The organism is Acidovorax sp. GW835-FHT14G06, assembly GCF_058793595.1.
The window spans coordinates 94,643-120,061 of record NZ_JBXAGA010000008.1; the positions used below are offsets into that span (position 1 = coordinate 94,643).

The following is a 25,419-nucleotide window of genomic DNA, read 5'->3' on the forward strand; positions in this document are numbered from 1 at the left end:
GCGTTACCGGTTTACGGCCTCAGTGGAAACGTCGTTGCGTGCCCTATTTCTGATGGCATTTTTGATGTCTACCTCGCCCCAGGCAACGGCTCAAACGGGTCTCCCCACCCTAGGCGACACAAGCGACCTCACCACCAGCGCCGAACGCCGTCTGGGCGACCGCATCATCCGCGAGTTGTACCGTGATCCGGACTACATCGATGACCCTGTCTTGGTCGACTATGTGCAAGGGATATGGCAGCCGCTCCTGGCAGCCGCCAAGGCGCGGGGCGAGCTGAGCGCCGAATTGGACGAGCGCTTTGCATGGGAGATCCTGCTGGGGCGCGACCGGACGGTGAATGCCTTTGCCCTGCCCGGTGGTTATCTGGGGGTGCATCTGGGGCTGATCGGTGTAGTGGCCACACGCGCTGAACTGGCCTCGGTATTGGCCCACGAGTTGAGCCATGTGACCCAGCGCCACATCTCAAGGCTAATCACGCAGCAAAGCAAACAGACCCCATTGCTGCTGGGGGCCATGGTGCTGGGCGCCCTCGCGGCCAGCAAGAACCCTGGCGCCACGCAGGCCTTGGTGGTGGGGGGGCAAGCGTTGGCCATGCAGAATCAGCTAAATTTTTCGCGGGACATGGAGCGTGAGGCGGATCGCATCGGCTACGGGCTGATGGCCCCTGCGGGCTTTGCGCCCCAAGGCTTTGTGAGCATGTTCGAAAAGCTGCAGCAAGCCAATCGGCTCAATGACAATGGATCGTGGCCTTACTTGCGCAGCCACCCGCTGACCACGGAACGCATGGCAGACATGCAGTCGCGCATACCACCGGGCATAACACCTTCGCCTGGAGCCGTCGTACAGGCTTCCAGCGAGCATGCCATCGTGGCAGCACGTGCGCGTGTGCTATCCAACCCCGGGGTGGATACTTTGCGCCAATGGATTGCCGAGCCACGAGGCTCTGGTTTTCAGTCGCAGCCCCTGCCGCGCCGCGCCGCGGCGCTGTATGCGGCGGCGCTGGCTAGCAGCCATTTGCGTGACGCAACGGGCGCGCGCGCCGTGGCTCGCCAACTGGATGATCTTGTGCGGCAGGATCCTGCCGCCCACCGACTGGTGCGCCTGTTGATGGCGGAGATTGAATTGGCAGCCGGTGACGCCTCTGCCGCCCTAGCGTCTATTCCAGATGGCAACGCACACAGACCAGAACTCGTGCTGCGTACACAAGCCCTGTTACGCGCCAACCGACCCGTTGATGCCACGCAGGCGTTGCAGACCTGGGTGGCGACCCACCCCAAGGATTCCACCGTGTGGCAGCTATTGGCGTCTACCTGGCAAACGCAAGGTCAGGGTTTGAGGGCGATACGTGCCGAGGCCGAAGCGCAGGCCGCGCGGTATGACTATGCAGCCGCCGTAGATCGTTTCAAAGCCGGCCAGGATATGGCACGCCGAGGCGGTGCGGCGGTGGACCACATCGAGGCATCAATCATCGACACGCGCCTGCGTGCGATGGAATCACTTCTTCGTGAACAGGCCGCCGAGCGCTGATTCGATCACCAGCCCCAGCACCGAATAGATCAGCGAGCCCAGTAGCGCGGCTCCAAAACCCGCGACATGGAAGCCGTCGAGCACGCTGGCCGCTGCCCAGAACATGAGTGCGTTGATGACGAAGAGAAACAGCCCGACCGTGACGATGGTGACGGGCAAGGTGAGTACGACCAGCACGGGCCGCAGCACCACATTGAACAGGCCGATCACGAAAGCCGCAATCAGCGCCGAGGTGAAGCTTTTCACCTCCACACCGCTGTAGATGTAAGCCACAAACAGCAGCGATGCAGCGCTGAGCAGCCATTTCAGAAGAAGTCGCATGGCCGAAGAATAGCACTGGCCTGCTGAGTTGCGATCACTGGAGGTGGCTTGCCTGGCCAGGCCGGGCGCCTCTGCCGGATTATTCGAGCGCCAGCACCCAGAGCACGCCAAAACCGGTGAGCACGCTGCCCAGCGTACCCGACAGTGACGACCAGCGTCCGTCAACGCGGCCAGCGGGCTGCAAAGGTTCGGACTTGGGACGGCGCGCGTCCACCACGGGGGCTGCCACCACGCCGCCAGCATCTGCCTGAATCTGCGCAGTCAGCTCGGCCAAGGGCCCCTTTGCCACTACGGTGGTAACCGCCCCCGAGGGGGCATGCAGCGTCGGCACAATCTGTGCGAACAACTTGTCCGCCCACTTGGTACGCCAGTTCTCGCGGGTGCTATGACTTACCCACTTACTGACGCGGTGGGTCATGCGCGGCGCACAGGCTACCAGCACCCAATGGGTGTGCGCGCTGGCCGGGCGCCCGCACAGGGGCGCCAACACCTGCTGGGCGTACGCCGCGTCGTCCACATACACGATGACTCTGTCCATACCCACCTCCAGGTGTGCGGCACGCCGCAGGGGAGCGGTATGGCCCCCTGCGCTGCCTCAGATGCAATGCAATCCGTGCGAAGCGGTCAGTGTCCGGCTGGTGCCGAGCCGGCACTGGCGCGGCGAGCAAGGATGATCTTGCCAGCCAACAAAACGAGCAGCGCGCCTGCCACACTGGCTCCGTATTTGACCGCATTAATCACTTCGCCGCTCACGCCATCCAGGGGCATCTTGAGCATCCACTGCCACTTGTCTGGGTTGGCGAGGGCTGGGTCTGTGACCAACATGCCGCCGGCAATCCAGCCCAGCAGCATGCCGCCCAGCGTGATGATGAGGGGAAAACGCTCCATGAGCTTGATGACCAGCTGACTCCCCCAGACGATGATCGGGATAGAGATCAGCAGGCCCAACACCACCAGCAGGAAGGAGTGCTCGCCAGCATTCTGTGCGGCGCCCGCGATCGCGATCACGTTGTCCACGCTCATGACCAGGTCGGCGACGATGATGGTCTTGATGGCTGCCAGCAGCTTGTCGCTTCCTTGTACGTCGTCATGGCCCTCTTCATCGGGTGCCAGCAGCTTCACACCGATCCACACCAGCAGCAGCGCGCCCACAAACTTGAGGAAGGGCAGCGCCAGCAGTGTCATCGCAAAGGCGATCAGGATCACGCGCAGCACGATGGCGCCCGCAGTGCCCCAGATGATGCCCTTGGTGCGCTGCGCGGGGGGCAGCTTGCGGCAGGCCAGCGCAATGACTACCGCGTTGTCGCCTCCCAGCAGTATGTCGATGATGATGATCTGGCCGAGTGCGAGCCAGAATTCGGGCGAAGCCAAAAAGTCCATAAATTCCTCAATGTCAGTGGCGCGAAACGAGGATCCTGGCGCCACTGTAGCGCCGAGTCCCCCGCAGGGATAGGGGGCTTGCGGTGACCTGGTCAAGGAAGGCTTGCCCCAGACAGGGGAGAGTTGGCAAGCGAAGGGACGGCCTTGATCAGCCCACGGTGGGCCCATCAAAGGTCTTGCTCAGTTCCACACAGGCTGGCTGTGTACGAACCCGGACTGCCGGAAGCATGGCTTCGTATTGACGACAAATCCGATGCCTTGCGCTGCTCACACCCGGATGATGGTGGGTGGGCTGGCAAGACGGGAGCTACTCCCCTTCGAGACAACGATTGGAACATTCCCGGCGAGGCAGCGCAAGGGCCGGGGTGTTGTGGTTACTGCGTACACCCCAGGGTGCGGGCAGGGCGAAAGGTCTCGCCTGGGGGAAGACGGCGGATACCACCACTGCCAGCATCCCTCGTGGCGGGCCGCTATCATCCAGCCCCTCTTGTGCCCCTGCGCTTGCGCGCCTCTTGCCCCGTTTTCATGGCTGCCATCCACATCACCGACATCGAAGCTGCCATCAATCACTGGCGCCACCGTGCCCCCGCATCACCCGACGGTCTGGGCCTGGCGCCTGAGGTGCAGGCCCTGGGAGAGGTCTATGCGCTGATGGTCTATGGGCGCGCCACAGAGATCGATGAAGACAAGCTGCCTTCGGCAGCGATGGCCGCATGGCAGACCTGGTATGACACGACGCCCGACACGCCCTGCATCGCGATTTGCTCCACCAGTCAGGGCGACGACCTGTGCAAGGGCTGTGGGCGCACGTTCGACGAGGTGCAGTTCTGGCCATCGTTCACTCCGGCGGAAAAGCGGGGGGTGTGGCGCCGCATCACGCTGGAGCACTCGGCCTGGCGTTTCAACCGGTACGCAGAGCGTGCAGCAGAGGGCGTGACTTTGCCGGGGGCTGCCAACGGCGGGGCGGGTTGATGGGCGATGGGCTGTACGCAGGCCCGGCAAACCGCTATGGTGGTGCCATGCTGCGCCTGACCCAAGCCCCGAACATTGCGATCGCCACCCTGTGGGCAGACCTGCTGTGTGAGGCGGGCATGGCAGCCTCCGTGCAGCGCCAGTACCTGGCCGCCGCCGCTGGGCACTTGCCACCCGACCAGTGCCTGCCCGAAATCTGGCTGGACCACGACGAGCACGCCACGCGTGCCCAGGCCTTGCTGCAACAACTACAAGACCTGCCGCAGCGCCACTGGGCCTGCCGCTGCGGCGAGATCGTGGAAGGCGGGTTCGAGCAGTGCTGGCGTTGCGGAACGCTCATGCCGCGCGATTGAGATTCGCGCGGCCAATTGCTATGTATTTAATAGCTGCTTAGGCAAATAGAACCGGCGCCATCAGGCATTTCGGTCCGAAATGCCTCACTTCCAGCGCACAGGCTCCACATGCACGCTGCCCTGCGTGCTGCTCAGGGTAATGGCCCCTTCCTGCACCGTGGCCTGCAGCTGCATGCTGCGTTCGGCCAACTGGGCCAGCGCCTGCGAGGCCTCGGTCGGAATGCGCCAGACCTGCAGCTTGTCCAGCCGCGAAAGCTTGGTTTCAATGCCCTTCCACCAGATCTCGGCCGCGTGGTTGAAGCAGTAGACGATCACCGAGTCGGCCTTGCTGCAGGCCTTGGTCAATGGTTTGTCCTCAGGCTGCCCCACTTCGATCCACACGCGCTTGCGGCCGGTGAAGTCGGTCAGCGAGGCGTCCGGGTCATCGGGGTCCGACAGGCCTGCGCCGAACGCGAGTGTGGCGTCGCCATTGCACAGGTCATTGAGCTGGTGCGCCTGAATGGCCAGGGCCGCCAGCCGCACCATCATGCGCTCGTCGGTCTCGCTGGGGTGGCGTGCCAGAGTGAGTGCGTGGTCGGCGTAGTAGCCGTGGTCGATGTCGGCGATCGCAAGGTTCGCTTTGAATATCGTGGATTTGATCGCCATTCTCAGCGGGTTCCTTCAACAAAAACTTCTACATCAGAGCCATTGCTCCGACGTTTCTCAATGACATATCGGGCTGAAAAACTTCCCAGGCGCGCCGCAGTTTGCAGCGCATCTTCCGCACCAGGGTGTCGCAGGGCATACAGCGCGCGAAATCTTTCAAACCAAATTCGCGGTTCGTCGTGGGGCGTTATCCGCTCGGCAGTTTCCAGATCAGAAAGTGCTTCTTGGGGGCGACCCATCCGGGTGAGCGTGGCCGCGCGAGCGAGGTAGAAGCTGGAGTTACTGGGGCTCAGTTCGATGGCCTTGCTGATATCCGACAGTGCTCCCTCAACGTTGCCCTTCTGGAAACGCTCGTTGCCCCGGTTGAAGAGGATCCGGCTCGCTCCTGCAACTTCAGGTTTCGGGAGTTTGGCTGCAGCATCTTCCCAGAGGGCTGCTCGTGAAGAAAAGCTCTCAAGCCGGTCTTGCGACTGCACAAACAAAAGAGGGATCACCAGCACGCCCAGTGCAAGTGTCACGCGCCACGGGAGGAGTCGTGCCAAAGCGGCGACCGTCGCAGCATACCCAATGGCCCAGATATAACTGCGGTAGAGCACGTACGGCTCCTGAAAGCGCACAAGGCTGAATTCAACCAAAAACAGCAAAGCGCTAAACGCGAGACCAAAAGCGAATAAGCGGAACTTGCCCGTCCGCAGTGAAAGGCCCGCCACCAAAGAAGGCACCGCTACAAACAGGCCCAGTTGCAGCAAAGCGCGAACGGAAGTCCAGGGTTGAAGAAAATCGACCCGCAGGTCTGCAGACATTCTGGTGGTGGAGGGTATCAGCCACTGCAGCCAGTATTGGTAGTACAGCTGGGCCTGCGTGTAGGCCGAAAATAGCCACCGATCACCGCGGCCCTGGAATGCAGGCAGGCCGTAGATTTCACCTGTCAGGTCGCTCAGTCTTGGTTCGTACGGCTGGCCAACGAATCCCATACCCACGCTGAACACCAAGGCAACGGCTGGCAAATTCGCGCAAATGAAAGTGGAGCAGACTTGTACCGTTCGTCGATCCACCCGATCCAGCAGCAAAACGAGTGACAAGGCTGCAAATGGAACAGTCACTGAATGTTCCTTGCACAACATTGCCAAAGACGACATCAGTGCCGCTCGCAGCGCCTTGGCATAGCTACCCTCCTGCAATGCCATCAGCAAATAACGCAAGCTGATCAGCGAAAACAGCGCGGCCATGACGGTAGTGCGTTGTATCAGGTAGCCCGCCGCATAGACAGCCACTGGATGCGCCACAAATACAACGGCCAGCAACGCTGCAACGACGTAGGCCCGCTCTCGAGCTGTAGCAGCAGATTCGTTTCGGCCCGCGTCCACAACGAGCATCTGCTTGAGCAATTGGTAAAGCTGCCAAGCGACCGAAATGTGGAGCACCAAGCTGATCAGCCGATGTGCTTCCATGGTGCCAAATTGTGTTTGGACCCAGCCGAGGGTGAAGTACGGTAGCGACCGGGTAAGCAGCTCCCAGGGCTCTACTGCAGCGGTGGTAAGTCTGGACGTGAAGAAGAGATTGCCGTCGTCAAAAACAAACGGGTTCTCCAAGTACGGGCCATACAGTGCCGACCCGACTGTCGAAATAGCGAGAAGAACAAGCAGAGCAAAAAATGATTCGTTTGACCAACGCCCCCGGATGAAAGGCGTTTTCATTCCAGGGCTCTCTTGGTTGTACTGCTCTGCCGCATGGAGGTATGGCTACACCCGACGCGCCAACTCGGCCGCCTTGCCCACATAGCTGCCGGGCGTCATCGCCAGCAATCGGTCTTTTTCTGCCTGCGGGATCTCTAGCGAGGCGATCAAGCCATGCAGGGCCTCGGCCGTCACGGTCTTGCCCCGGGTCACTTCCTTGAGTTTCTCGTAGGCGCCTTGCACGCCAAAGCGGCGCATCACCGTCTGGATGGGTTCGGCCAGCACTTCCCAGGACGCGTCCAGGTCTTCAGCCAGAGCTTCTTCGTTGATTTCGAGCTTGTTCAGGCCTGTGAGCAACGAGGCGTAGGCCAGCGTCGCGTAGCCCAGGGCCACGCCCATGTTGCGCAGCACGGTGCTGTCGGTCAGGTCGCGCTGCCAGCGGCTGATGGGCAGTTTTTCGGAAAGGTGTTTGAGCAGCGCGTTGGCCAAGCCCAGGTTGCCTTCGGCGTTTTCAAAGTCGATGGGGTTGACCTTGTGTGGCATGGTGGACGATCCAATCTCGCCCGCCTTCAGGCGCTGTTTGAAGTAGCCCAGGCTCACATAGCCCCAGATGTCGCGCGATAGGTCGATGAGGATGGTGTTGGCGCGCGCCACGGCGTCGAACAGCTCGGCCATGTAGTCGTGCGGCTCGATCTGGATGCTGTAGGGCTGGAAGGTCAGGCCCAGGCCCAGGGGCTCGGGTGTCTCGATGACCTTCTTGCTGAAGGCTTCCCAGTCAAAGTCGGGCCAGGCAGACAGGTGGGCGTTGTAGTTGCCCACGGCACCGTTCATCTTGCCCATGATCTTGACGCTGGCGATGCGGTCGCAGGCGGTTTGCAGGCGCATCACCACGTTGGCCATTTCCTTGCCCACGGTGGTAGGGCTGGCGGTCTGGCCGTGGGTGCGGCTGAGCATGGGCACTTCGGCAAAGGCGTGGGCCATTTCGCGCAGTTTGAGCACGATGCGGTCCAGCCCTGGCAGCACCACCTGGTCGCGGCCCGAGCGAAGCTGCAGTGCGTGGCTGGTGTTGTTGATGTCTTCGCTGGTGCAGGCAAAGTGCACGAACTCGGAGGCTTTTTCCAGCTCGGGGCGCGCTTCAAACTTGCTCTTGATCCAGTACTCGACCGCCTTCACGTCATGGTTGGTGGTTTTCTCGATCTCCTTGATGGCTGCAGCATCGGCCTCGGAGAAGTTCTTGACGAGACCCAGCAAGTAAGCGCGCGCTCCGGTGGTGAGGGGCTTGAATTCTGCAAACCCTGCATCCGACAAGGCAATGAACCATGCCACTTCCACCTGCACGCGGCGGTGCATGTAGCCGTGCTCGCTCATGATCGGGCGAAGGGCGGCAAGTTTTGGGGCGTAACGGCCGTCAAGCGGCGACAGGGCGGTGATGGTGGACAGGCTCATGGCGCGCAATTGTAGGCGGGGTGTAGGCGCGGTACGTTGGCGGCGTTTGTGGGGGCCGCGCATCAGTCAGCCTTGCGCGGGCTGCTGTCGATAGAATCAAACCCGAATTGTTTAGCATCCCCCGCGCACTGGAAGACACACCATGAAATTGATCGGAGCCACCACCAGCCCCTACGTGCGCAAGGTACGTATCGTGATGGCTGAGAAAAAGCTCGACTACCAGTTCGTGCAAGAAAACGTCTGGGCAGACGACACCCATATCTCCGCATCCAACCCCCTGGGCAAGGTACCCTGTCTGGTGATGGAAGGCGGCGAGGCTGTGTTTGATTCGCGTGTCATCGTCGAATATCTCGACACCCTGTCGCCCGTGGGCAAGCTCATCCCCACACAGGGGCGCGAACGCGCAGAAGTCAAAACCTGGGAGGCCCTGGCCGACGGCGTGATGGATGCCGGCATCCTGGCCCGCCTGGAAGCCACCTGGGTGCACCGCAAGGACAGCGAACGCAGCCAGGCCTGGATCGACCGCCAACTGCTCAAGGTGAACGATGGCCTCAAGTCCATGAGCCAGGGCCTGGGCGACAAGCCCTATTGCAGCGGCATCCACCTGAGCCTGTCGGATATCGCAGTGGGTTGCGCTCTGGGTTGGCTGGAGTTCCGCTTTCCCGAGATCGCCTGGCGCAGCGAGTACCCCAACCTGGGCAAGCTGCTCGACAAGCTGATGCAGCGCCCGAGTTTCGCGGACACCAAGCCTGCCTGACCCCGTCGCTCGGTTGCTGAAAGGCTCCGGCGAGTCCGTCCTCCCGCAGAGTGCAGCGGGTCTTTGTGCAGTCCGGTCCCCTGCTTGCCGTATGCTCCCGGGCATATGAACGAAATGGTTCAAAACCCACCCCCCACCGCTGGTACCAGGGCGACCCGCCAGCGCGCCGCGCGCGAGGCCGCGGCCACGCCGGGCGCCGACCGGGTGCGCGTGAACGACCCAGACCGCACCATGGCCAACATCCTGCAGGTGGCCACGGCAGAGTTTGCCGACAAGGGCCTGGCCGGGGCTCGGATCGACGAGATCGCTGCACTGACCAGCACCAGCAAGCGCATGATCTACTACTACTTTGGTAGCAAGGAAGGTCTGTATGTGGCGGTGCTGGAAGACGCCTACCGCCGCATCCGGCGCATTGAGTCCGAGCTGCACCTCGAAGACCTGGCGCCCGAGCAGGCACTGCGCACGCTGGTCGGTTTCACGGTGGACTACCAGCTTGCCAATCCCGACTTCATTCGCCTGGTCATGAACGAAAACATGCACCGGGGCGAATTCATCAGCCGCTCCACCACGATCCAGGAGCTCAACATCCCCGTGATCCACGCGGTGCGCGATGTGTACCAGCGGGGCGTGGCAGCAGGGGTGTTTCGCCCCGACGTGGACCCGGTCGATCTGCACATGTCGATCTCGGCGCTGTGCTTCTTCAATGTGGCCAACCGCCACACCTTTGGCGCGATCTTCAAGCGCTCGCTGGATACGCCTGCCGCCACGGCGCAACGCCGTGAATCGATCATTGAAATGATCGTGCGCTTTCTGCGGCCCTGAATCGACTCCAGCCCTTTGGGGGCGCTTCGTTTTCCATGGCCGGGCAGGAGTACGCCTTTTGCAGGCTGCGGTTGATCCATGGATCGACGAACCGAATGAATGTCCTGCGCTCCCGCACGTTCTGACTACAACATTCAGAGCAGGGTTTGCACCTAATTCAAATACTAACCAGTTCGTACAAAATAAAGTCCAGTACTCGACAAGAACTGGAGACACCATGTTTGCACTGGCCGACCGCTGGCTCGGGCGATACACCCGCGCACTCGACATGCTTTCTGGCCTGTGCCTGGCCATCATGGTGGTGCTGGTGTTCGGCAACGTGGTGTTGCGCTACACCGTCAACTCCGGCATCACGGTGTCCGAGGAGCTCTCACGCTGGTTGTTTGTGTGGTTGACTTTCATGGGGGCTGTGGTGGCATTGCGCGAGCATGGGCACCTGGGCACCGACTTGCTGGTGTCGCGCCTTCCCGCCGTGGGCAAAAAAGCCTGTCTGGTGCTGGCCCAGATTGCGATGCTGTATGTCTCCTGGCTGTTGCTCAAAGGCAGCTGGGCGCAGATGTTGATCAACGCCGACACCGAAGCGCCTGTCACCGGGGCGTCCGTGGGCATCTTCTACGCCAGCGGCGTGCTGATGGGCGTGTCAGCCATTGCCATTTTGCTGCGCGATCTGCTGCGCACGCTGTTCGTGCCGCTGAGTGAGCACGAGCTGGTCATGGTGCAAGAAAGCGAAGAACTCGCGGCGCTGCAACACCGCACGGAGGACGCCAGTGCCAACCCTCCCCCCGCCGGCCCCCGCCGCTGAACCTTCTTCGCACCGGAACGCGCACCATGACCGTTACCATCTTCCTTGGCTCCCTGCTGATCGCCATGGCGATTGGCATCCCTATCGCGTTTGCGTTGCTCATCAGCGGCGTCGCACTGATGTGGCATCTGGACCTGTTCGACGCGCAGATCCTGGCCCAGAACGTCATCAACGGTGCTGACAGCTTTCCGCTGCTGGCGGTGCCCTTCTTCATGCTGGCGGGCGAGATCATGAATGTGGGCGGCTTGTCCAAGCGCATCGTGAAGCTTGCGCTCACACTGGTGGGCCATGTGCCCGGTGGCTTGGGCTATGTGGCCATCATGGCGGCAGTGATCCTGGCTGCCGTGTCGGGCTCGGCTGTGGCCGATGCGGCGGCACTCGCGTCGCTGCTGCTGCCCATGATGGTGGCGGCGGGCCACAACAAGGAGCGCTCGGCCGGGCTCATCGCCTCCGCCGGCATCATTGCCCCGGTGATACCGCCTTCCATCGGCTTTGTGATCTTTGGCGTGGCGGCCAATGTGTCCATCAGCAAGCTGTTCCTGGCGGGCATTGTGCCGGGCATCTTGTTGGGGCTGTCGCTGGCGGTCACCTGGTGGTGGCTGGTGCGGCGTGAAAACGTGGCACCCCCCCAGCGAGCAACGCGGGCAGAGCTGCTGCAGGCGCTGCGCGAAGCCGTATGGGCACTGGGTTTGCCCATCATCATCCTGGTCGGCCTGCGCATGGGTGTGTTCACGCCCACCGAGGCCGCCGTGGTGGCTGCCGTCTACTCGCTGTTTGTTGCGATGGTCGTCTACCGCGAGCTGAGCCTTCGCCAGCTGGTGGAGATTTTCCAGACCTCGGCACGCACCAGCGCCGTGGTGATGTTCCTGGTCGCTGCCGCCATGGTGTCGGCCTGGCTCATCACCGTGGCTGATCTACCGTCTGCCGTTATCGGCATGCTGGAGCCTTTCATGGGAAACCAGACACTGCTGCTGATTGCGATCATGGTGCTGGTCATGGTCGTGGGGACTGCGATGGACATGACGCCCACCATTCTCATCCTCACCCCCGTGCTGATGCCGGTGGTCAAGGCTGCGGGCATTGACCCGGTGTACTTCGGCGTGCTGTTCATCATCAACAACGCCATTGGCCTCATCACGCCCCCCGTGGGCACGGTGCTCAACGTGGTGGCCGGGGTGGGGCGCATATCCATGTCGCAAGTCACCCGCGGGGTCATGCCGTTCATGGTGGCGCAGTTCATCGTGATGTTCCTGCTGGTGCTTTTCCCATCCATCGTCACCGTGCCCCTGCGCTGGTTGGGTGGCTGACCAGCCCTCCAGCGCGCTCTGTTTCTGCCTGCCAAAAACCCAAGGAGACCATTCCATGAAGCTGCTCAAGACACTGCTTGCCACCGCACTGCTGGCTGCATCGCTGCTGCCCGCCGCCCACGCCCAGGAACGCACCATCAAGTTCGCGTTCCAGAACCAGAAGGACCACCCGCAAGCCCAGGGCGCGCAAAAGTTCGCCGATCTGGTGGCGGCCAAGACCAACGGGCGCATTGCCGTCAAGCTTTTCCCCGGCGGCACGCTGGGCGGCGACCTGCAGACCGTGTCCGCGCTGCAGGGCGGCACGGTGGAAATGACGGTGCTCAACGCAGGCATCCTGTCCGCGCAGACCAAGGAATTTGGTATCTACGACTTTCCGTTTCTGTTCGCGTCGCCGCAAGAGGCTGATGCCGTGACGGATGGCCCCTTCGGCAAGAAGCTGCTCGACAAACTGCAGGCCAAAAACCTCGTGGGCCTGGGCTACTGGGAGCTGGGCTTTCGCAACCTGACCAACAGCAAGCGGCCCATCACCAAGGCCGAGGACATCGCTGGCCTCAAGATCCGCGTGATCCAGTCGCCCATCTACATCGACCTGTTCAACGCGCTGGGCGCCAATGCCGTACCTATGCCCTTCCCTGAGCTTTACACCGCCATGGAGCAAAAGGCGGTGGACGGGCAGGAGAACCCCTTCTCCACCATCCTGTCTTCCAAGTTCGCCGAGGTGCAAAAGTACCTGACCGTCACGCGCCACATGTACAACCCGCAGGCCGTGATCGTGAGCAAGAAGTTCTGGGACAGCCTGAACCCCGCCGACCAGAAGGCCCTGACCGATGCCATGGCCGAGGCCACCACTTACCAGCGCGGCGTGTCGCGCGTGCAGGCCAACGTGGCGCTTGAAGACCTCAAGAAGGCGGGTATGCAGGTGTCAGAGTTCTCGCCCGCCGAGCTGGACAAGCTGCGCGCCAAGGTCAAGCCTGTGGTCGAAAAGCACAGCGAAAAAGTGGGCGCCGAGACTGTGAAAGAGGTCTACGCCACGCTGGCCAAACTGCGCGGTGGCAAATAAGCCCAGCCGCTGCAACCCCTGCGCTGCCGGAGGTGACAAACCCCGGCAGCCCCCCATGCCACATTCCGCCCCATGAGCACACAGCTCCTTGATCTCCCGGTATCGCTCACCGCTTCCACCATGTCTTCCACAAGCCCCCACAAGGTGCTGATCGGGCTGATCGGCGCCGGCATCCAGAAGTCGCTGTCGCCCTCCCTGCACGAGGAAGAGGCACGCCACCATGGTATGCGCCTGCACTACCAGCTCATCGATCTGGACCGCTCGGCGCACTCCCTTGAGCAGTGGCCCGAGCAGTTGCCCACGCTGCTAGCCGCCGCGCGCATCATGGGGTACGCAGGTTTCAACGTGACTTACCCCTGCAAGCAGGCCGTCATCCCGCACCTCGACAGCCTTTCGGAGGAAGCGGGTGCCATGGGCGCCGTGAACACGGTGGTGGTGCAAGACGGCAAGCTGGTGGGACACAACACTGACGGCTCTGGCTGGGCCTGGGGCTTTGCCCGGGCGCTGCCTGGCGCCGATCTCCGCCACATCGTGCTGCTGGGCGCGGGCGGTGCAGGCGCCGCCATTGCGCACGCGGTGCTGCGGCTGGGCGCACAGCGCCTGACCATCGTGGACGCCCAGCCCGAACGGGCTGCGCAACTGTCCGCCGATGTCAACGCCTTGCATGGCCATCGTGCCGAGGCCGGGGAGATCCGATCGGCCATGGCCAACGCTACCGGGCTGATCCACGCCACGCCCACGGGCATGGACAAGCTGCCAGGGCTACCCCTCGATGTGGCCCTGCTGCGGCCCGCCATGTGGGTCTCCGAGGTGGTGTATTTCCCGCTCGATACCGCCCTGGTGCAGGCCGCACGCGCGCTGGGCTGCCGGGTATCGGACGGCGGTGGCATGGCCGTGGGCCAGGCTTTGGGAGCGTTTGAGCTGTTCACTGGCGAGGCACCCGACGCGGCCCGCATGGACGCCCACTTCCGCCGCCTGGTCAGCACGCGCTGACGCCCTCGCCCACTGCAACCCACAAGGAGCCGACACCATGAGCACCCCGATGATGGCCGCCCGCGAAGCGCTGGGCGAATTGCCCAACCCCCTGGGCCTGCAAGGTGTGGAGTTCATCGAATACGCTACCAGCCGCCCGCAGGCGCTGGGCCAGGCGCTGGAGCGCATGGGTTTTCAGCCCGTGGCGCGCCACCGCTCGCGCGAGGTGCTGCTGTACCGCCAGGGCGACATGAACATCATCGTCAACGCCCACCAGGACACCGAGCGCACCGGCGTGCATGCCCCGCCCGCGCTCACTGAAGCGCCGGTGCTCGCCGCCGTCGCGTTCCGCGTCAACAACGCAGCCGCCGCCTACCGCCGGGTGCTGGAACTAGGCGCCTGGGCCGTGCACACCGAGGTCGAGGTGATGGAACTCAACATTCCCGCCATCCACGGCGTGGGCGCGAGCCGCATCTACTTGGTAGACCGGCACAAGGAGTTCTCGATCTACGACGTGGACTTTGTGTCCATCCCCACCGTCAACCCACGTCCGCCCGCGCTGCAGGGCCTGCACCTGTTTGGCGTGGTGCAGTACATCGGCCTCGGCCGCGCACAGGACTGGATCCATTTCTACGCAGAGTTGTTCGGTTTTGCCGAGCTGTCGCCTGAACAGTCGTTTGGCGTGCTCACACACGGCCGAATCCTTGCCAGCCCTTGTGGCACGCTGCACTGGCAGCTGATTGAACCGCTGGTCGATGCGCTGGATGCCGACCCCGAGGAGCTGCTGCAGCGCGTGGCTTTTGGCACGCCCGATGTGCTGGCTACGGTGCACGCGCTGCGCGCGCGCGGTGTGGACTTTGTCGAGTCCCCCACGGGCGTACACACCGGCACACGCGGCGCTCTCACCCGCGCAGACGCAGGTTCACCGAGCTTCGAGCTGGTGCTGGACGCACACTGAGCCTGGAGACTGCCCCATGCGCACATCCACCATGCAACGCAACGTCGCCGACTTTGGCATGGACACCATCAGCCTGGCGGGCCCGCTGGAGGCCAAGCTCGCCGCCGTCAAGGCTGCAGGCTTTGGCCAGATCATGCTGGCCGCGCGCGACATCGTGGGCCACCCCGAAGGCATCGAGGCCGCCGTGCATGCCGTGCGCAGCAGTGGCCTGCGCGTGACGGGCTTTCAGGTGCTGCGCGACTTCGAGGGGCTGTCTGGCCATCTGCACAGCTACAAGGTGGACATCGCCAAGCAGATGATCCTGATGGCGCGCAGCCTGGGTGCGCCGGTGCTGCTGGCTTGCAGCTCCACGTCAGCGCACGCCACGCCGGATGCCGACGCGATTGCGCGCGATCTGCGCAAGCTGGCCCTGCTGGCGCTGCCACACGGCATTCGCGTGGCGTTTGAAGGCCTGTCGTGGGGGCGGCATATCAACGAAGTGGACCAGGCCTGGGCGGCCGTAGAGCAGGCCGATTGCCCCAACCTCGGGCTGGCCATTGATTCGTACCACCAGTTCGCCACCAGCACGCCGCTCTCGGCGCTGCAGGACGTGGACCCCGCCAAGATCTACCTCGTGCAGTTGTCCGACTTCATGTGGCAGGAAACGCGCACGGTACAAGAGCGCATCGAGACCGCACGGCACTTTCGCGTGTTCCCCGGCGAAGGCGTGCACAGCCAGGCGCTGGCCGAGCTTGTGCGCACGCTGGACGGCATGGGCTACCAGGGCGACTACAGCTTTGAGGTCTTCAACGACGACTATCAGCAGCTGCCTCTGCCCTATGTGGCGCAGCGGGCATGGAACAGTGCGCTGTGGCTGGCAGAAGGGGTGCTGCAACGCGCAGTGCCCTTGCCTGGGCATTCGCGCATCCGGGCAGTGGGGTGAACACGCCCTAGCTGTTGGCGCGCTTCTTGAGCCAGCGCATCAGTGCGCCCACCACGGGCAGCTTTTCGTACAGCTCTTCGGCAGCATCCCAGTAGTCGCGGTGCAGCGTCACCAGACCTTGTTCGTCTAGCACCAGGTGCGAGGCACCGCGCACTGTCTGCGTCACGCCCTTGTGAAAGTCCTTGAACGCGAAGAGAAAGTCCCAGGTCAAAAAGCACTGCGTGCCCTGCGCCACCCTGCCGGTGACCACAAAACGCGGATGCTCCAGTGCCTCGAACATGTGGGCAAAGATGGCCTGGATGGCGGGCACACCCACCACCTCGTTGAATGGGTCCTTGAAGCGCGCCTGTGGCGCGTAGAACTGGCCGATCGTCGCAACGTCGGTGGGTGAGAGGTTTTCAAAGAACGCAATGACGCGCGTGACGGCTTCTTCGGTGGAGGGGTGTGTGTTCGGGGGCTGCATGGCAAAAGTCAAAGGCCTGTGAAGCGGCGGACGGCCGGGAAGTACCACCGGTATGGCAACAGCCGCAGCAGCTTCATCACCCGGGTGAAGCGCTTGGGAAAGTGGATGTCGAAATGCCCCCGCTCCCAGCCCTGAACGATGGCAGCCGCAGCTGCTTCGGGTGAGATGAGGGCTGGCATGGTGAAGTCGTTGCCCGCCGTGAGCGGCGTGGCCACAAAGCCCGGGTTGATCACGCTCACGCCCATGCCCAGGTCATGCAGGTCCAGGTACAGCGCCTCGGCCAGGTTGATGAGGGCCGCCTTGGTGGGGCCATAGGCCAGGCTTTTGGGCAGCCCGCGAAAGCCCGCCACGCTGCTGATCAGGCTCACATGGCCAGGGCGCCCGGCGTCCGCTGCGGCCAGCATGGCGGGCAACACCGCAGCCAGCACATGCAGCACGCCGTTGTAGTTGATCTGCTCGTGGCGCAGCATCACGGCAAGGTCGAAGTCGGTGGCACGCATGTCGCGGTAGTAGCCCGCGCAGTAGCACACCAGGTCGGGCGCGCCGCCTGCCAGCACCTGGGCGGCGGCTGACTGCACCTGCTCGGGCTCGGCGGTGTCAAAGGCCAGGGCTACGCTGCCCGGGTGCTGGGCCGCAAACGCATCCAGTGCATCGCCGCTGCGAGCCGACACGATGACCTGCGCACCGCGCGCATGCAGCGCCGCCGCCGTGGCCCGGCCAATGCCGCTGCTGGCCCCGATGAGCCAGGCCCGGCGGCCCTGCCAGTCGCGCAAGGGAGGGTTGAGGCTCATGGTGCGCGTTTGGTGAAGGACAGGGTGATCTCGCCCAGACGCACGCCGAACTTGGTCATGGTGGCGCGGTTGAGCATCACGCGGTCGTCGATGAGGTACATCCAGTCGTCCAGATCCACGTTGTAGACCTTGCCATCCACGGGCAGGGCCAGCGTGTAGTTCCAGCGGAAGGCGTTGCCGCGCGTCTGGCCGTTGGCCGTGCCCACCACATCGTCGGCGGTGCCGGTGTAGCGGCCGTCCGCGTGTTTGGTCAGGCGCCAGATACGGCGCTGCGTGGTGCCGTCGGAGTAGGTGAAGGCTTCGTCGAGCACGCCTTCGTTGCCTTTCCATGAGCAGTCCATCACCACGGTGAAGCGTTTGACGATCTGGCCGCTGCGGTCCTGAAAGATGCCGTAGGCGTCGATCTTGCCGTTGAAGTACTGGGCCAGGTCCAGCACTGGCTTCTCGCTGGCGTAGCCATCGAGGTTCTGGCTGGCGCAGCCGGACAGCACCACGGGCGCAGCCACTGCGGCGGAGAGGAGGAGGCGTCGTTGCATCATGGGTTGTGCCTTGGGTGTGTGGGGGTCAGGTTCCAGCCATCGCTGCACCGCGTGGGTGCCGCAGAAAAAGGGCGTACAGCGCTGCCGCTGCCGCCAGCTTGAGCATGCAGGGCAGCACGGCGTAGGCCAGGCCCAGTGTCTGCAGGCCGTCATCGCTGCGCGTGCCCGGCGTGTAGCCCCACCAGCCCAGCAGGGGCAGTGCCAGGCCTGCGGCCAGGGCCAGGTTGAGCTTGGTGGCAAAGTTCCACCAACCGAAGTACGCGCCCTCGTGCTGGCCACTGTCGCCCTCGGCGGCGATCACGCCCGCCAGCAGGGCGCTGGGCAGGGCCAGGTCGGTGCCCAGTGCGATGCCCGACAGCGCACAAACGACGAGGAACGGCACCACATCACCCGCGCCCAAAAACGCAGTCCACACAAACACGGCAATCGCCAGCAGCATGCCCGCCAGCCAGGTGCGCGCCAGGCCCCAGCGCGCCACAGCACGCAGCCACAGCGGTATGGACAGCGCCGCACAGACAAAATAGGCCGCGAGGAACATGGGCTCCTGCGCGGGCGGGGCCTGCAGGCGGTCCTGGATGAAGAACAGCACCAGTGTGGCCGGGATGGCACTGGCAATGCCGTTGAGCATGAACACGGCCAGCAGTCGGCGGAAGGCGGGCCGCCCCCAGGGCCGCCACAGGCTGGCGCGTTGGGGTGGGCGGTACACCCCTGCTACTGTGCCACCCGCATAGGCTGCGGGGCGCGGGGCTCTGGTCCAGGCCCACCAGCCCAGCAGCAGGGTGATGGCAAACACACTGAGCATCACCGGCAGGCCCAGCAGCGCGGGCAGCACCGAGGCCAGCACCACGCCCACCAATGCAGCGCCCTCGCGCCAGGCCACGATGCGTCCGCGCTGCAGCTCGTCCCCACCCAGGCGCGCGCCCCAGGATTGGTGCGCAATGCCCAACTGGCTGTAGGCCGTATAGGTAATGAGCAGCGCCACCAGCGCCCAGGCGATCAACGCATCGGCCCCGCGCACCAGCGGAAAGAACAGGCTGGTCAGACCCAGTGCCAGCACCATGGCAGACACCGCCCCCACCGCCAGCACGGCGCGCACCGAGCGACCAAACAGGTAGTCGGACAGACGCCCCAGCAGCGGGTCGGACACCGCATCGAACAAGCGCGCCGCCAGCAGCACCGAGCCCAGCGTGGCCAGCGGCATACCGAACTCGCGAGCGTAATGGTTGGGCAGCAGCACATACAGCGGCAGCGCCACAAAAGCCAGCGGCAGGCCCAGCAGCCCATAGGCCAGGCCTTGGCCGGCGCGAATGGGCGTGGCGGTGGTCATTGCTGGCCTGGGCCTGTGGTGCGGGTGGCCGCGATCAGCTCTTGCCGCAGTCCGGGCTCGGAGGTCTGCGGCGACAGCCAGATGCCGAAGAACAGGCGCGAGAACTCGGCGTCAGGCACTTCGCCCACCACACGCCCGCCCATCTTGAACACGGCACCCGTGCCGGGCTGGTACAGGCCCAGCAGCCGGTCGCCTGCCTTCACATCCGGCAGCGCGGCGGCCAGTGCCTGCTGCCAGCGTGCGGCCTGCTGCGGCGTGAAGCTGCCCACGCGGCGCATCTCCTCGATGGAGCGCTTGGCAATGGCCTCGGCCGAAAAGTCGCGGTGGTAGGTCAGCTCCAGCGCCAGGGGGTGGGCGGCGTAGTTGTCCGCATCAAAACCGGGCTGCACCCACAGCCGCGCACGGTAGATCTCAAACCCCAGGAACCGCAGCACGCCCTGGCCCACCAGGCGGGCACCCGACAACGGGGCCGCAGTGGCTGCGCCGGCCTCTGCAACCTGCGCCATTGCGGTTTGAGGGCCAAAAGCCATCAATGCGCTAGTGAATATTGCGGTAGCAGCTATATTTTTCATAGCATCCTCAGTCCTTGACCAGGGTGTACTGCACCAGGTCGATGTTGCTCATCGCAAACGCCGCCTCGCAATACGCCAGGTAGAACTCCCAGATGTGCATGAAGCGCTGGTCAAACCCCAGCTGCAGGATCTGCGTGCGCTGCGCCAGAAAGCGTTCGCGCCAGCGCTTGAGAGTTTCTGCGTAGTCCTGGCCGAATGCGAACTCATCCACCACGCGCAGGCCAGCAGCCTCGGCCTCGCGGCGGAACTCACGTGGGCACGGCAGGCAGCCACCCGGGAAGATGTACTGCTGGATGAAATCCGTGGAGCTGATGTAGCGCTCGAACAGGCTGTCGTCGATGACGATGCTCTGGATACAGGCCTTGCCGCCAGACTTGAGCAGGCGGTTCACCGACTGGAAGTAGGTGGGCCAGTATTCGCGGCCCACGGCCTCGACCATCTCGATGGAGCAGATGGCGTCGTACGGGCCGTCCTGGATGTCGCGGTAGTCCTGCAGGCGCAGGTCGGCGTGCTCGGCCACCCCCTGCTGCGCCATGCGCTTTTGCGCGAAGGCGAGCTGCTCGGTGGAGAGTGTCACACCCGTCAGGTGGGCGCCGAATTCGACGGTGGCCATCTCAGCCAGCGCGCCCCAGCCACAGCCGATCTCGAGTACCCGGGAATTTGGCTGCACACCGGCCATGCGCAAGGCGCGGCGTACCTTGGCGTGCTGGGCGGCGCGCATGTCGCCGCCTGCATCGCCCTCGAACCAGGCGGACGAGTAGTTCATCGTGTCGTCCAGCCACAGCTCGTAAAACGCGTTGCCCAGGTCGTAGTGGGCGTGGATGTTCTTTTGGCTGTTGGCGCGTGTGTTGCGGTTGAGCAGGTGCTTGATGCGGTACAGCAGGCGGCCGGCCCAGGTGCCGTAGATCACGCCCTCCACCTGCTGGCGGTTGGCGATGAAGAGCTTGAGCAGGTCGGTCAGGTGCGGGGTGGTCCAGTCGCCCGCGATGTAGCTCTCGGCAAAGCCGATGTCTCCCGACTTGAGCGCTGCGCTGCAGACATTCCAGTTCTTGAGCGTGATGGCCGCCGACGGGCCATCGCCGTGCCCGAAGTGCTGCAAGGTGCCGTCGGGCAGCTGCACCGTGAGGTGGCCGTGCTGCAGGCGCTGCAGCAGCCGGAGCGCGGTGCGGGCGGCAGCCGGAGTGCCTGCGGGCAGGGCCTGCGCGTTACGGTCGGAGCGGGTGGCGGTGGTGGAGTTCATGGCGGCGGTCTCGCGGGGCTGGAACGACATGGAGATCAACGGGTCACGATGGAGGCAGGCGCCTCGGGCTTGCGATGGAAACGCACGCGCTTGAGCCACAGCTGCAGCGCGTGCCAGTGGATGCGGGCAATGATGGCCAGCGTCATGGCGGGGTAGCCCCAGAGCGCCTGGCGCAGGGTCTGTGGGGTGATGGCCTGTAGGGTGCCGCTCACGCTGGTCTGGATGAGCGGGCCGGTGTCGTCGTCGTGGTCGATGCGCACCACGGTGCGACCCGCGTCCTGTGCACCGGCCTCGGTGCGCATGAAGCGAAAGCGGTAACCGCCGCTCACCTCGCAGAACGGCGATACATGGAACACCTTGCGCGCCTGCTGTTCCACGCCGTATTGCGGGGCATCCAGCAGGTAGCAGTGGCGCTCGCCAAAGGTGTTGTTCACCTCCACAACGATGGCGCGCAGGCTGCCATCGGCACGGTGGCAGTACCAGAAGCTCACGGGTTTGAAGGTGTAACCCAGCACGCGCGGGTAACAGTGCAGCCACACCTCGCCCGTGGCGTCGGCGATGCCTTCAGTGCGCAGCAGCTCGTCCAGCCACGCCAGTGCCCCGCCCTGCGCGGCGCTGCGGCCGTCGCCGTGGTCCACGTCATGGAAACTGATGGCGCCGCGCCGGTTCACGGCCAGCTCACTGCGCAGACCAGGCAGGTCTGGCAGGCTGCGCATGGGCAGCATCAGGAAAAACGTCGGATACGCAAACGCATGCCGCCGGGGCCGCAGCCGCGTGTGACGTACCTGGCCGAAGCCAATGAGGGGCGCTGCGGGTGTGGCCGGGGTGTGGCTCACGCAGCCTCCGCCAGGGGGGCTGGCAGGGCCGCCAGCAATTGCTCGGCCACGGCCAGGCCCGACTTGAGGCCGTCTTCGTGGAAGCCGTAACCCGTCCAGGCGCCGCAGAACCAGGTGTGTTGCTGCCCCTGCAGCTTGCCCACCTGCTGCTGTGCGCGGATGGCGGCCATGTCGAACACCGGGTGGGCGTATTCGTAGCTGCCGATCACGTGTTCGGGCGCAATGTCGCGCACCGGGTTGAGCGACACCACCACGGGCTGGGCAAAGGGCACGGGCTGCAACTGGTTGATGAGGTAGTGCAGGCACACGCGGGCCGACTCGCGGCTGCGCTGCTGAGCACGCTCGTAGTTCCACGCGGCCCAGGCAGCGCGGCGCTCGGGCAGCACGGACGTATCGGTGTGCAGCACGGCGCGGTTGGCCTGGTAGCGGATGGAACCCAGCACCGCGCGCTCGTGCGGTGTGGGCTGGGCCAGCAGGGCGAGCGACTGGTCCGAATGGGTGGCCAGCACCACCTTGTCAAAGTGCTCGGTGTGGCCTGCAGTCACCACGCGCACACCGGCGGCATCGCGCTCGATGCGGCGCACGGGGGTGTTCAGGCGCTTGTCGGCAATGCCCGCCACGATCTTGTCCACATAGTGGCGCGCGCCCCCGGACACCGTCCACCACTGCGGGCGGTTGCTCACCTGGATCAGGCCATGGTTGTGGCAGAACCGGATCATGGTGGCCACGGGGAACTTCAGCATCTGGTCGGTGGGGCAGCTCCAGATGCAGCCCAGCATGGGCAAAAAGTACCAGTCGCGGAACGCATCGCCAAAGCGGTGCTCGCGCAAAAAGTCGCCCAGCGGCTGCATCAGCGCCGCCTCGGCCTGTTTCTCTGCAATGCGCGTGCACAGCTTGTTGAAGCGCAGCAGGTCGCGCAGCATGCCCAGAAAGCGGGGGTTGACCAGGTTGGAGCGCTGGGCAAACACGGTGCTGAGGTTGGTGCCGCTCCACTCCAGTGTGCGGTGGCCTGACAGGGCTCCCGGCACCTGCACCGAGAACGACATGTCCGACTTGGCAGTCTCCACGCCCAACTCGGCCAGCAGGCGGATCAGGTTCGGGTAGGTACGCTCGTTGAACACCAGAAAGCCGGTGTCCACGCCATGGGTGGCGGGGGTGCCCGATGCATCGGGCAGCGTGACATCGACCGTGTGGGTGTGCCCGCCGAAGTAGTCGCCCGCCTCAAACAGTGTGATGTCTGCCTGGCCGCGCAGCCGGTGCGCGACGGAAAGCCCGGAGATGCCGGAGCCGATGATGGCGATTTTCATGACCGGCTCCCTCTGGTCGGTGCACGGAATAAAAAGGTTGCGAAGCGTCCCGAAACGAATAAGAGAGGGAGGGAGGAGAAGCGCTCCAGGAGGTCAGTCGGAACCCGGGGGCCCGAAAGGCTTCGCAACGTTAAAACTGTACGCTGCGCAATCGTCTTGCGCAATGGATAGAGTGGGGCCGCGCTGGTGAAGTTCCAGAGGACCGCTGTATTTTTTTTCAAGAAATGTAAAGAAGTCATGGCGCTCACCGGGGCGTGGGCAGGGCCAGCTGTTGCTCGATGGCGCGCACCAGGCCCTTGTTGTCCGGCCCGGTCAGGCTGGAGTAGTTGTCCACCAGCTTGCCGTCGCGGCCCATCAGGTATTTGTGGAAGTTCCAGCGTGGCGCCGTGCCCGACAGCTGCGCCAGCTGTTGGTACAGCGGCGAGGCCTCGGGGCCCTTCACGCTGCTCTTGGCAAACATCGGAAACTTCACGCCGAAGGTGTTTTCGCAGAAGTCGGCGATTTCCTTGTTGCTGCTTTTTTCCTGGGCGAAGTCGTTGGACGGGAAGCCCAGCACCACCAGACCCTTGTCCTTGTAGCGGGCATACAGCTCCTCCAGCCCCTTGTACTGGCCGGTAAAGCCACAGAAGCTGGCGGTGTTGACCACCAAAACTACTTTTCCGCTGTATTGGCACAGCGACTGGGGCTTTTCGTCCTGCAGGCGCGGGAAGGTGTGCTGCAGCGTGGCCGGGCACCCTGCAGGCGCATCGGCAGCTTGCGCGGTGGGCGCCAGCAGCAGCCAGGCCGCCAGCGCGGCGACTGTCGAGAGGAGTCTTGTAAGGCGGTTCATAGGGCTTTGGGCAGCGAGTGCAGCCAATTTAACCATTTCATCATTTTTTGTCCACATGAGTTTTTATTTGTACTGAATGGTTTACGTGGCGCGAGCGCATTTGGATTCAGATTTCTGAACGAAGCGGGGTAAGGGTGCGAAAACAGTCCCGGGAGTGCGGCCGGTACAAATCCCTGGTGGCGTGGGCGAGGAGCGCGGCAAGAGCAGCGCCAACCCCGGTGCTGGGCGTGCGGCGATGCTCCGGGGCGAAACAGACGGGGAAACCCTGCACCGATCGGCCGCCATGGCAGCGGCACGCAGAACCAGGGGCCAGCGGTGCCCCGGGGCGTCAGACCATCTGTAGCAGGCGATCCAGCGGCAGTTTGACCCGCACGTCCTTGAACGCCACCACACCGGTGACCTTCCAGGGGGGCATGCCCGTGTCGCGGGGGATGGGCTCGCCCGTTGGCATGCCGTCGCGGTTGGTCACCACGGCAACGCGCGGTGTGGTGGCTGTGGTGCCCCGGCGGATGACCACCCCCACCTCCCGGCTGGCCAGGCGCACGAAAGCGCCCGGGGGGTACACGCCCAGGGTCTTGACAAGGGCCGCCCCGGCCTCGTCCACCTGGTGTTCTTCGTCGTAGTAGCTGGCCTGCATGGCGGCCGTGACAGGCATGGGCAGGCGTGCCGCTCTGGGGGCCAGGCGGGCACCAAAAATATCGGCGCGCTGCAGCAGGCGCGCCATCTGCTGGGCTTCGGTCTTCTTGGCCAGGGGCCCGGGCGTGCGGTGGTGGTGGCAGCGCACGGCCTCCAGCCACACCGGGTCGGCCACACCCAGGTGGCGCAGCAGTGCCTCGGACCGTGCGGCATGGTCTTCCACGGCGGCAATCTGGGCGGCAGTCAGGGGCTGGGTCTGCAGCACCAGTTGGTCCTGCAGCTCGGTCATGGCGATGTTCATGCTCAGCGCCGCGTGCCCCAGCTGCTGCACCCGGCCGCTGGGCCAGCGCAGCATCTCGCGGGCCACCACCATGCACGCGCAGCCGACCAGCATGGAATGGGTGGCGCTGTACATGCGCGTTTCCTGGGCCGAGAGATAGATCAGGGCCAGCAGCGTGGCGTCGGGCGTCTGTTCGCAATGGCGCACCAGCTCGTCGTGCAGCGCCTGAAAGCGCCCGCCGAAGTCGCTGGGCGACGGGGCGCGCAGCAGCTGCGTGGCGCGCAACTGCAGCTCCGGCCAGTCGGGCAAGGTTTTGCCCGTGCGGGCGGCGGCTGCCTGCTCGCCCGCCGTCATCTTCATGGCGGCGATTTCTCCCAGGTTGGTGTCGGCGATCAACATGCGCTGCAGCTGCGCCAGGTAGGCGCGGTGGCTGCCGCCGGATTCGTCCGTATCCACACACAGCTCGCGCCCGCGTTCGACCAGCTTGGCCAGCTCGTCGCGGGTGCGGATCACATAGCCTTTTTGTGCCAGCAACACCCCATCGGCACCCCGCAGCACAAATGGCAGGGGGTGGCCCAGTTGGATGGATTCGATGTTCAGGCTGACGAGGTTCATGGTGCGCGTTGCATTATCCGCCGGCTACCCCTCGCCAAAGCCCGCGCAACCCCCGTGATTGCC

Annotated in this window: 27 protein-coding genes; 11 read left to right on the plus strand and 16 right to left on the minus strand. The window is 64.2% G+C overall.

Annotated elements, in window-relative coordinates; genetic code table 11:
- The first annotated feature begins 64 nt into the window (after positions 1–64).
- Positions 65–1,528: a M48 family metalloprotease gene (locus AC1Q64_RS15570; protein ID WP_492251962.1), complete on the plus strand. Its 1,464-nt coding sequence runs from the start codon at positions 65–67 to the stop codon at positions 1,526–1,528.
- Here AC1Q64_RS15570 and AC1Q64_RS15575 read toward each other — a convergent pair.
- The 3 genes from AC1Q64_RS15575 to AC1Q64_RS15585 form a co-directional block, all read right to left on the minus strand.
- A complete protein-coding gene (locus AC1Q64_RS15575; RefSeq protein WP_274106834.1) occupies positions 1,496–1,849 on the minus strand; it encodes a phage holin family protein in 354 nt (117 codons plus the stop codon). The genes AC1Q64_RS15570 and AC1Q64_RS15575 overlap by 33 nt on opposite strands.
- A gap of 79 nt (positions 1,850–1,928) precedes the next feature.
- Positions 1,929–2,387, minus strand: a complete 459-nt coding sequence (locus AC1Q64_RS15580; RefSeq protein ID WP_291433416.1) for a hypothetical protein — start codon at positions 2,385–2,387, stop codon at positions 1,929–1,931.
- A gap of 86 nt (positions 2,388–2,473) precedes the next feature.
- The gene (locus AC1Q64_RS15585) at positions 2,474–3,229 is read right to left on the minus strand and encodes a TerC family protein (protein ID WP_492251963.1); all 756 of its coding nucleotides are present in this window, start codon (positions 3,227–3,229) and stop codon (positions 2,474–2,476) included.
- Between the two features lie 525 nt (positions 3,230–3,754).
- Here AC1Q64_RS15585 and AC1Q64_RS15590 point away from each other — a divergent pair.
- The gene (locus tag AC1Q64_RS15590) at positions 3,755–4,201 is read left to right on the plus strand and encodes a DUF3717 domain-containing protein (RefSeq protein ID WP_056742838.1); all 447 of its coding nucleotides are present in this window, start codon (positions 3,755–3,757) and stop codon (positions 4,199–4,201) included.
- A 47-nt stretch (positions 4,202–4,248) separates the two neighbouring features.
- Positions 4,249–4,554, plus strand: coding sequence for a DUF2007 domain-containing protein (locus tag AC1Q64_RS15595; protein ID WP_291433410.1), 306 nt, complete (start codon positions 4,249–4,251; stop codon positions 4,552–4,554).
- Positions 4,555–4,638: 84 nt separating this feature from the next.
- On the opposite strand, the gene AC1Q64_RS15600 is transcribed toward AC1Q64_RS15595, so the two are convergent.
- The 3 genes from AC1Q64_RS15600 to purB are packed head-to-tail and all read right to left on the minus strand — an operon-like array spanning position 4,639 to position 8,321.
- Complete coding sequence (locus AC1Q64_RS15600; protein WP_291433408.1) at positions 4,639–5,199, minus strand: YaeQ family protein; 561 nt, start codon at positions 5,197–5,199, stop codon at positions 4,639–4,641.
- A gap of 2 nt (positions 5,200–5,201) precedes the next feature.
- Positions 5,202–6,896 carry a tetratricopeptide repeat protein gene (locus tag AC1Q64_RS15605; RefSeq protein WP_492251964.1) on the minus strand — a complete coding sequence of 565 codons (1,695 nt, stop codon included), beginning with the start codon at positions 6,894–6,896 and terminating at the stop codon, positions 5,202–5,204.
- A gap of 45 nt (positions 6,897–6,941) precedes the next feature.
- Positions 6,942–8,321 carry an adenylosuccinate lyase gene (gene purB / locus AC1Q64_RS15610; protein ID WP_291433405.1) on the minus strand — a complete coding sequence of 460 codons (1,380 nt, stop codon included), beginning with the start codon at positions 8,319–8,321 and terminating at the stop codon, positions 6,942–6,944.
- Positions 8,322–8,463: 142 nt separating this feature from the next.
- Between purB and AC1Q64_RS15615 the strand changes: the two genes are divergently transcribed.
- The 8 genes from AC1Q64_RS15615 (at position 8,464) to AC1Q64_RS15650 (ending at position 15,921) form a co-directional block, all read left to right on the plus strand.
- Positions 8,464–9,078, plus strand: a complete 615-nt coding sequence (locus AC1Q64_RS15615; protein ID WP_291433403.1) for a glutathione S-transferase N-terminal domain-containing protein — start codon at positions 8,464–8,466, stop codon at positions 9,076–9,078.
- Between the two features lie 105 nt (positions 9,079–9,183).
- Entirely contained in the window at positions 9,184–9,900 is a 717-nt protein-coding gene (locus tag AC1Q64_RS15620; protein ID WP_291433401.1) for a TetR/AcrR family transcriptional regulator, read from the plus strand.
- Between the two features lie 217 nt (positions 9,901–10,117).
- The gene (locus AC1Q64_RS15625) at positions 10,118–10,702 is read left to right on the plus strand and encodes a TRAP transporter small permease (RefSeq protein WP_291433399.1); all 585 of its coding nucleotides are present in this window, start codon (positions 10,118–10,120) and stop codon (positions 10,700–10,702) included.
- Between the two features lie 26 nt (positions 10,703–10,728).
- Positions 10,729–12,009 carry a TRAP transporter large permease gene (locus AC1Q64_RS15630; protein ID WP_492251965.1) on the plus strand — a complete coding sequence of 427 codons (1,281 nt, stop codon included), beginning with the start codon at positions 10,729–10,731 and terminating at the stop codon, positions 12,007–12,009.
- A 55-nt stretch (positions 12,010–12,064) separates the two neighbouring features.
- Positions 12,065–13,069: a TRAP transporter substrate-binding protein gene (locus AC1Q64_RS15635; RefSeq protein WP_291433395.1), complete on the plus strand. Its 1,005-nt coding sequence runs from the start codon at positions 12,065–12,067 to the stop codon at positions 13,067–13,069.
- A gap of 120 nt (positions 13,070–13,189) precedes the next feature.
- A complete protein-coding gene (locus tag AC1Q64_RS15640; protein ID WP_492251966.1) occupies positions 13,190–14,062 on the plus strand; it encodes a shikimate dehydrogenase in 873 nt (290 codons plus the stop codon).
- A gap of 37 nt (positions 14,063–14,099) precedes the next feature.
- Positions 14,100–14,999, plus strand: coding sequence for a VOC family protein (locus tag AC1Q64_RS15645; protein WP_492251967.1), 900 nt, complete (start codon positions 14,100–14,102; stop codon positions 14,997–14,999).
- Between the two features lie 16 nt (positions 15,000–15,015).
- On the plus strand, positions 15,016–15,921 hold the full coding sequence (locus tag AC1Q64_RS15650) for a sugar phosphate isomerase/epimerase family protein (RefSeq protein WP_492251968.1): 906 nt from the start codon (positions 15,016–15,018) through the stop codon (positions 15,919–15,921).
- A 7-nt stretch (positions 15,922–15,928) separates the two neighbouring features.
- Here AC1Q64_RS15650 and AC1Q64_RS15655 read toward each other — a convergent pair whose 3' ends face one another.
- The 10 genes from AC1Q64_RS15655 to AC1Q64_RS15700 all read right to left on the minus strand — a co-directional run bounded on the left by AC1Q64_RS15655 (position 15,929) and on the right by AC1Q64_RS15700 (position 25,356).
- Positions 15,929–16,384: a nuclear transport factor 2 family protein gene (locus tag AC1Q64_RS15655; RefSeq protein ID WP_291433389.1), complete on the minus strand. Its 456-nt coding sequence runs from the start codon at positions 16,382–16,384 to the stop codon at positions 15,929–15,931.
- An 8-nt stretch (positions 16,385–16,392) separates the two neighbouring features.
- A complete protein-coding gene (locus tag AC1Q64_RS15660; RefSeq protein ID WP_492251969.1) occupies positions 16,393–17,175 on the minus strand; it encodes an SDR family NAD(P)-dependent oxidoreductase in 783 nt (260 codons plus the stop codon).
- Positions 17,172–17,714, minus strand: coding sequence for a DUF3833 domain-containing protein (locus tag AC1Q64_RS15665; protein WP_291433385.1), 543 nt, complete (start codon positions 17,712–17,714; stop codon positions 17,172–17,174). The genes AC1Q64_RS15660 and AC1Q64_RS15665 overlap by 4 nt, the downstream gene beginning before the upstream one ends.
- A gap of 25 nt (positions 17,715–17,739) precedes the next feature.
- Positions 17,740–19,041 (minus strand): MFS transporter, encoded by a 1,302-nt coding sequence (locus AC1Q64_RS15670; protein WP_492251970.1) that lies wholly within the window; start codon positions 19,039–19,041, stop codon positions 17,740–17,742.
- Positions 19,038–19,547: a chalcone isomerase family protein gene (locus AC1Q64_RS15675; protein WP_492251971.1), complete on the minus strand. Its 510-nt coding sequence runs from the start codon at positions 19,545–19,547 to the stop codon at positions 19,038–19,040. The genes AC1Q64_RS15670 and AC1Q64_RS15675 overlap by 4 nt, the downstream gene beginning before the upstream one ends.
- 73 nt (positions 19,548–19,620) lie before the next feature.
- Positions 19,621–20,853, minus strand: a complete 1,233-nt coding sequence (locus AC1Q64_RS15680; RefSeq protein ID WP_291433492.1) for an SAM-dependent methyltransferase — start codon at positions 20,851–20,853, stop codon at positions 19,621–19,623.
- 35 nt (positions 20,854–20,888) lie between these two features.
- Positions 20,889–21,689, minus strand: a complete 801-nt coding sequence (locus AC1Q64_RS15685; protein WP_291433379.1) for a DUF1365 domain-containing protein — start codon at positions 21,687–21,689, stop codon at positions 20,889–20,891.
- On the minus strand, positions 21,686–22,996 hold the full coding sequence (locus AC1Q64_RS15690) for an NAD(P)/FAD-dependent oxidoreductase (protein ID WP_492251972.1): 1,311 nt from the start codon (positions 22,994–22,996) through the stop codon (positions 21,686–21,688). The genes AC1Q64_RS15685 and AC1Q64_RS15690 overlap by 4 nt, the downstream gene beginning before the upstream one ends.
- A gap of 244 nt (positions 22,997–23,240) precedes the next feature.
- Positions 23,241–23,825 (minus strand): glutathione peroxidase, encoded by a 585-nt coding sequence (locus tag AC1Q64_RS15695; RefSeq protein ID WP_492251973.1) that lies wholly within the window; start codon positions 23,823–23,825, stop codon positions 23,241–23,243.
- A gap of 328 nt (positions 23,826–24,153) precedes the next feature.
- The gene (locus AC1Q64_RS15700) at positions 24,154–25,356 is read right to left on the minus strand and encodes an HD-GYP domain-containing protein (RefSeq protein ID WP_492251974.1); all 1,203 of its coding nucleotides are present in this window, start codon (positions 25,354–25,356) and stop codon (positions 24,154–24,156) included.
- Positions 25,357–25,419 lie beyond the last annotated feature (63 nt).

What these genes read in the sequence shown, in the direction of transcription:
- AC1Q64_RS15690 (WP_492251972.1), bottom strand. Translation starts at nt 22,996, where the DNA reads ATGAAAATCGCCATCATCGGCTCCGGCATCTCCGGGCTTTCCGTCGCG.
- AC1Q64_RS15670 (WP_492251970.1), bottom strand. Translation starts at nt 19,041, where the DNA reads ATGACCACCGCCACGCCCATTCGCGCCGGCCAAGGCCTGGCCTATGGG.
- AC1Q64_RS15640 (WP_492251966.1), top strand. Translation starts at nt 13,190, where the DNA reads ATGTCTTCCACAAGCCCCCACAAGGTGCTGATCGGGCTGATCGGCGCC.
- AC1Q64_RS15600 (WP_291433408.1), bottom strand. Translation starts at nt 5,199, where the DNA reads ATGGCGATCAAATCCACGATATTCAAAGCGAACCTTGCGATCGCCGAC.
- AC1Q64_RS15585 (WP_492251963.1), bottom strand. Translation starts at nt 3,229, where the DNA reads ATGGACTTTTTGGCTTCGCCCGAATTCTGGCTCGCACTCGGCCAGATC.
- AC1Q64_RS15635 (WP_291433395.1), top strand. Translation starts at nt 12,065, where the DNA reads ATGAAGCTGCTCAAGACACTGCTTGCCACCGCACTGCTGGCTGCATCG.
- AC1Q64_RS15625 (WP_291433399.1), top strand. Translation starts at nt 10,118, where the DNA reads ATGTTTGCACTGGCCGACCGCTGGCTCGGGCGATACACCCGCGCACTC.
- AC1Q64_RS15665 (WP_291433385.1), bottom strand. Translation starts at nt 17,714, where the DNA reads ATGATGCAACGACGCCTCCTCCTCTCCGCCGCAGTGGCTGCGCCCGTG.
- AC1Q64_RS15590 (WP_056742838.1), top strand. Translation starts at nt 3,755, where the DNA reads ATGGCTGCCATCCACATCACCGACATCGAAGCTGCCATCAATCACTGG.
- AC1Q64_RS15675 (WP_492251971.1), bottom strand. Translation starts at nt 19,547, where the DNA reads ATGGCGCAGGTTGCAGAGGCCGGCGCAGCCACTGCGGCCCCGTTGTCG.
- AC1Q64_RS15655 (WP_291433389.1), bottom strand. Translation starts at nt 16,384, where the DNA reads ATGCAGCCCCCGAACACACACCCCTCCACCGAAGAAGCCGTCACGCGC.
- AC1Q64_RS15700 (WP_492251974.1), bottom strand. Translation starts at nt 25,356, where the DNA reads ATGAACCTCGTCAGCCTGAACATCGAATCCATCCAACTGGGCCACCCC.
- AC1Q64_RS15605 (WP_492251964.1), bottom strand. Translation starts at nt 6,896, where the DNA reads ATGAAAACGCCTTTCATCCGGGGGCGTTGGTCAAACGAATCATTTTTT.
- AC1Q64_RS15595 (WP_291433410.1), top strand. Translation starts at nt 4,249, where the DNA reads ATGCTGCGCCTGACCCAAGCCCCGAACATTGCGATCGCCACCCTGTGG.
- AC1Q64_RS15695 (WP_492251973.1), bottom strand. Translation starts at nt 23,825, where the DNA reads ATGAACCGCCTTACAAGACTCCTCTCGACAGTCGCCGCGCTGGCGGCC.
- AC1Q64_RS15570 (WP_492251962.1), top strand. Translation starts at nt 65, where the DNA reads ATGTCTACCTCGCCCCAGGCAACGGCTCAAACGGGTCTCCCCACCCTA.
- AC1Q64_RS15575 (WP_274106834.1), bottom strand. Translation starts at nt 1,849, where the DNA reads ATGCGACTTCTTCTGAAATGGCTGCTCAGCGCTGCATCGCTGCTGTTT.
- AC1Q64_RS15660 (WP_492251969.1), bottom strand. Translation starts at nt 17,175, where the DNA reads ATGAGCCTCAACCCTCCCTTGCGCGACTGGCAGGGCCGCCGGGCCTGG.
- AC1Q64_RS15620 (WP_291433401.1), top strand. Translation starts at nt 9,184, where the DNA reads ATGAACGAAATGGTTCAAAACCCACCCCCCACCGCTGGTACCAGGGCG.
- AC1Q64_RS15680 (WP_291433492.1), bottom strand. Translation starts at nt 20,853, where the DNA reads ATGAACTCCACCACCGCCACCCGCTCCGACCGTAACGCGCAGGCCCTG.
- AC1Q64_RS15650 (WP_492251968.1), top strand. Translation starts at nt 15,016, where the DNA reads ATGCGCACATCCACCATGCAACGCAACGTCGCCGACTTTGGCATGGAC.
- AC1Q64_RS15580 (WP_291433416.1), bottom strand. Translation starts at nt 2,387, where the DNA reads ATGGACAGAGTCATCGTGTATGTGGACGACGCGGCGTACGCCCAGCAG.
- purB (WP_291433405.1), bottom strand. Translation starts at nt 8,321, where the DNA reads ATGAGCCTGTCCACCATCACCGCCCTGTCGCCGCTTGACGGCCGTTAC.
- AC1Q64_RS15615 (WP_291433403.1), top strand. Translation starts at nt 8,464, where the DNA reads ATGAAATTGATCGGAGCCACCACCAGCCCCTACGTGCGCAAGGTACGT.
- AC1Q64_RS15645 (WP_492251967.1), top strand. Translation starts at nt 14,100, where the DNA reads ATGAGCACCCCGATGATGGCCGCCCGCGAAGCGCTGGGCGAATTGCCC.
- AC1Q64_RS15630 (WP_492251965.1), top strand. Translation starts at nt 10,729, where the DNA reads ATGACCGTTACCATCTTCCTTGGCTCCCTGCTGATCGCCATGGCGATT.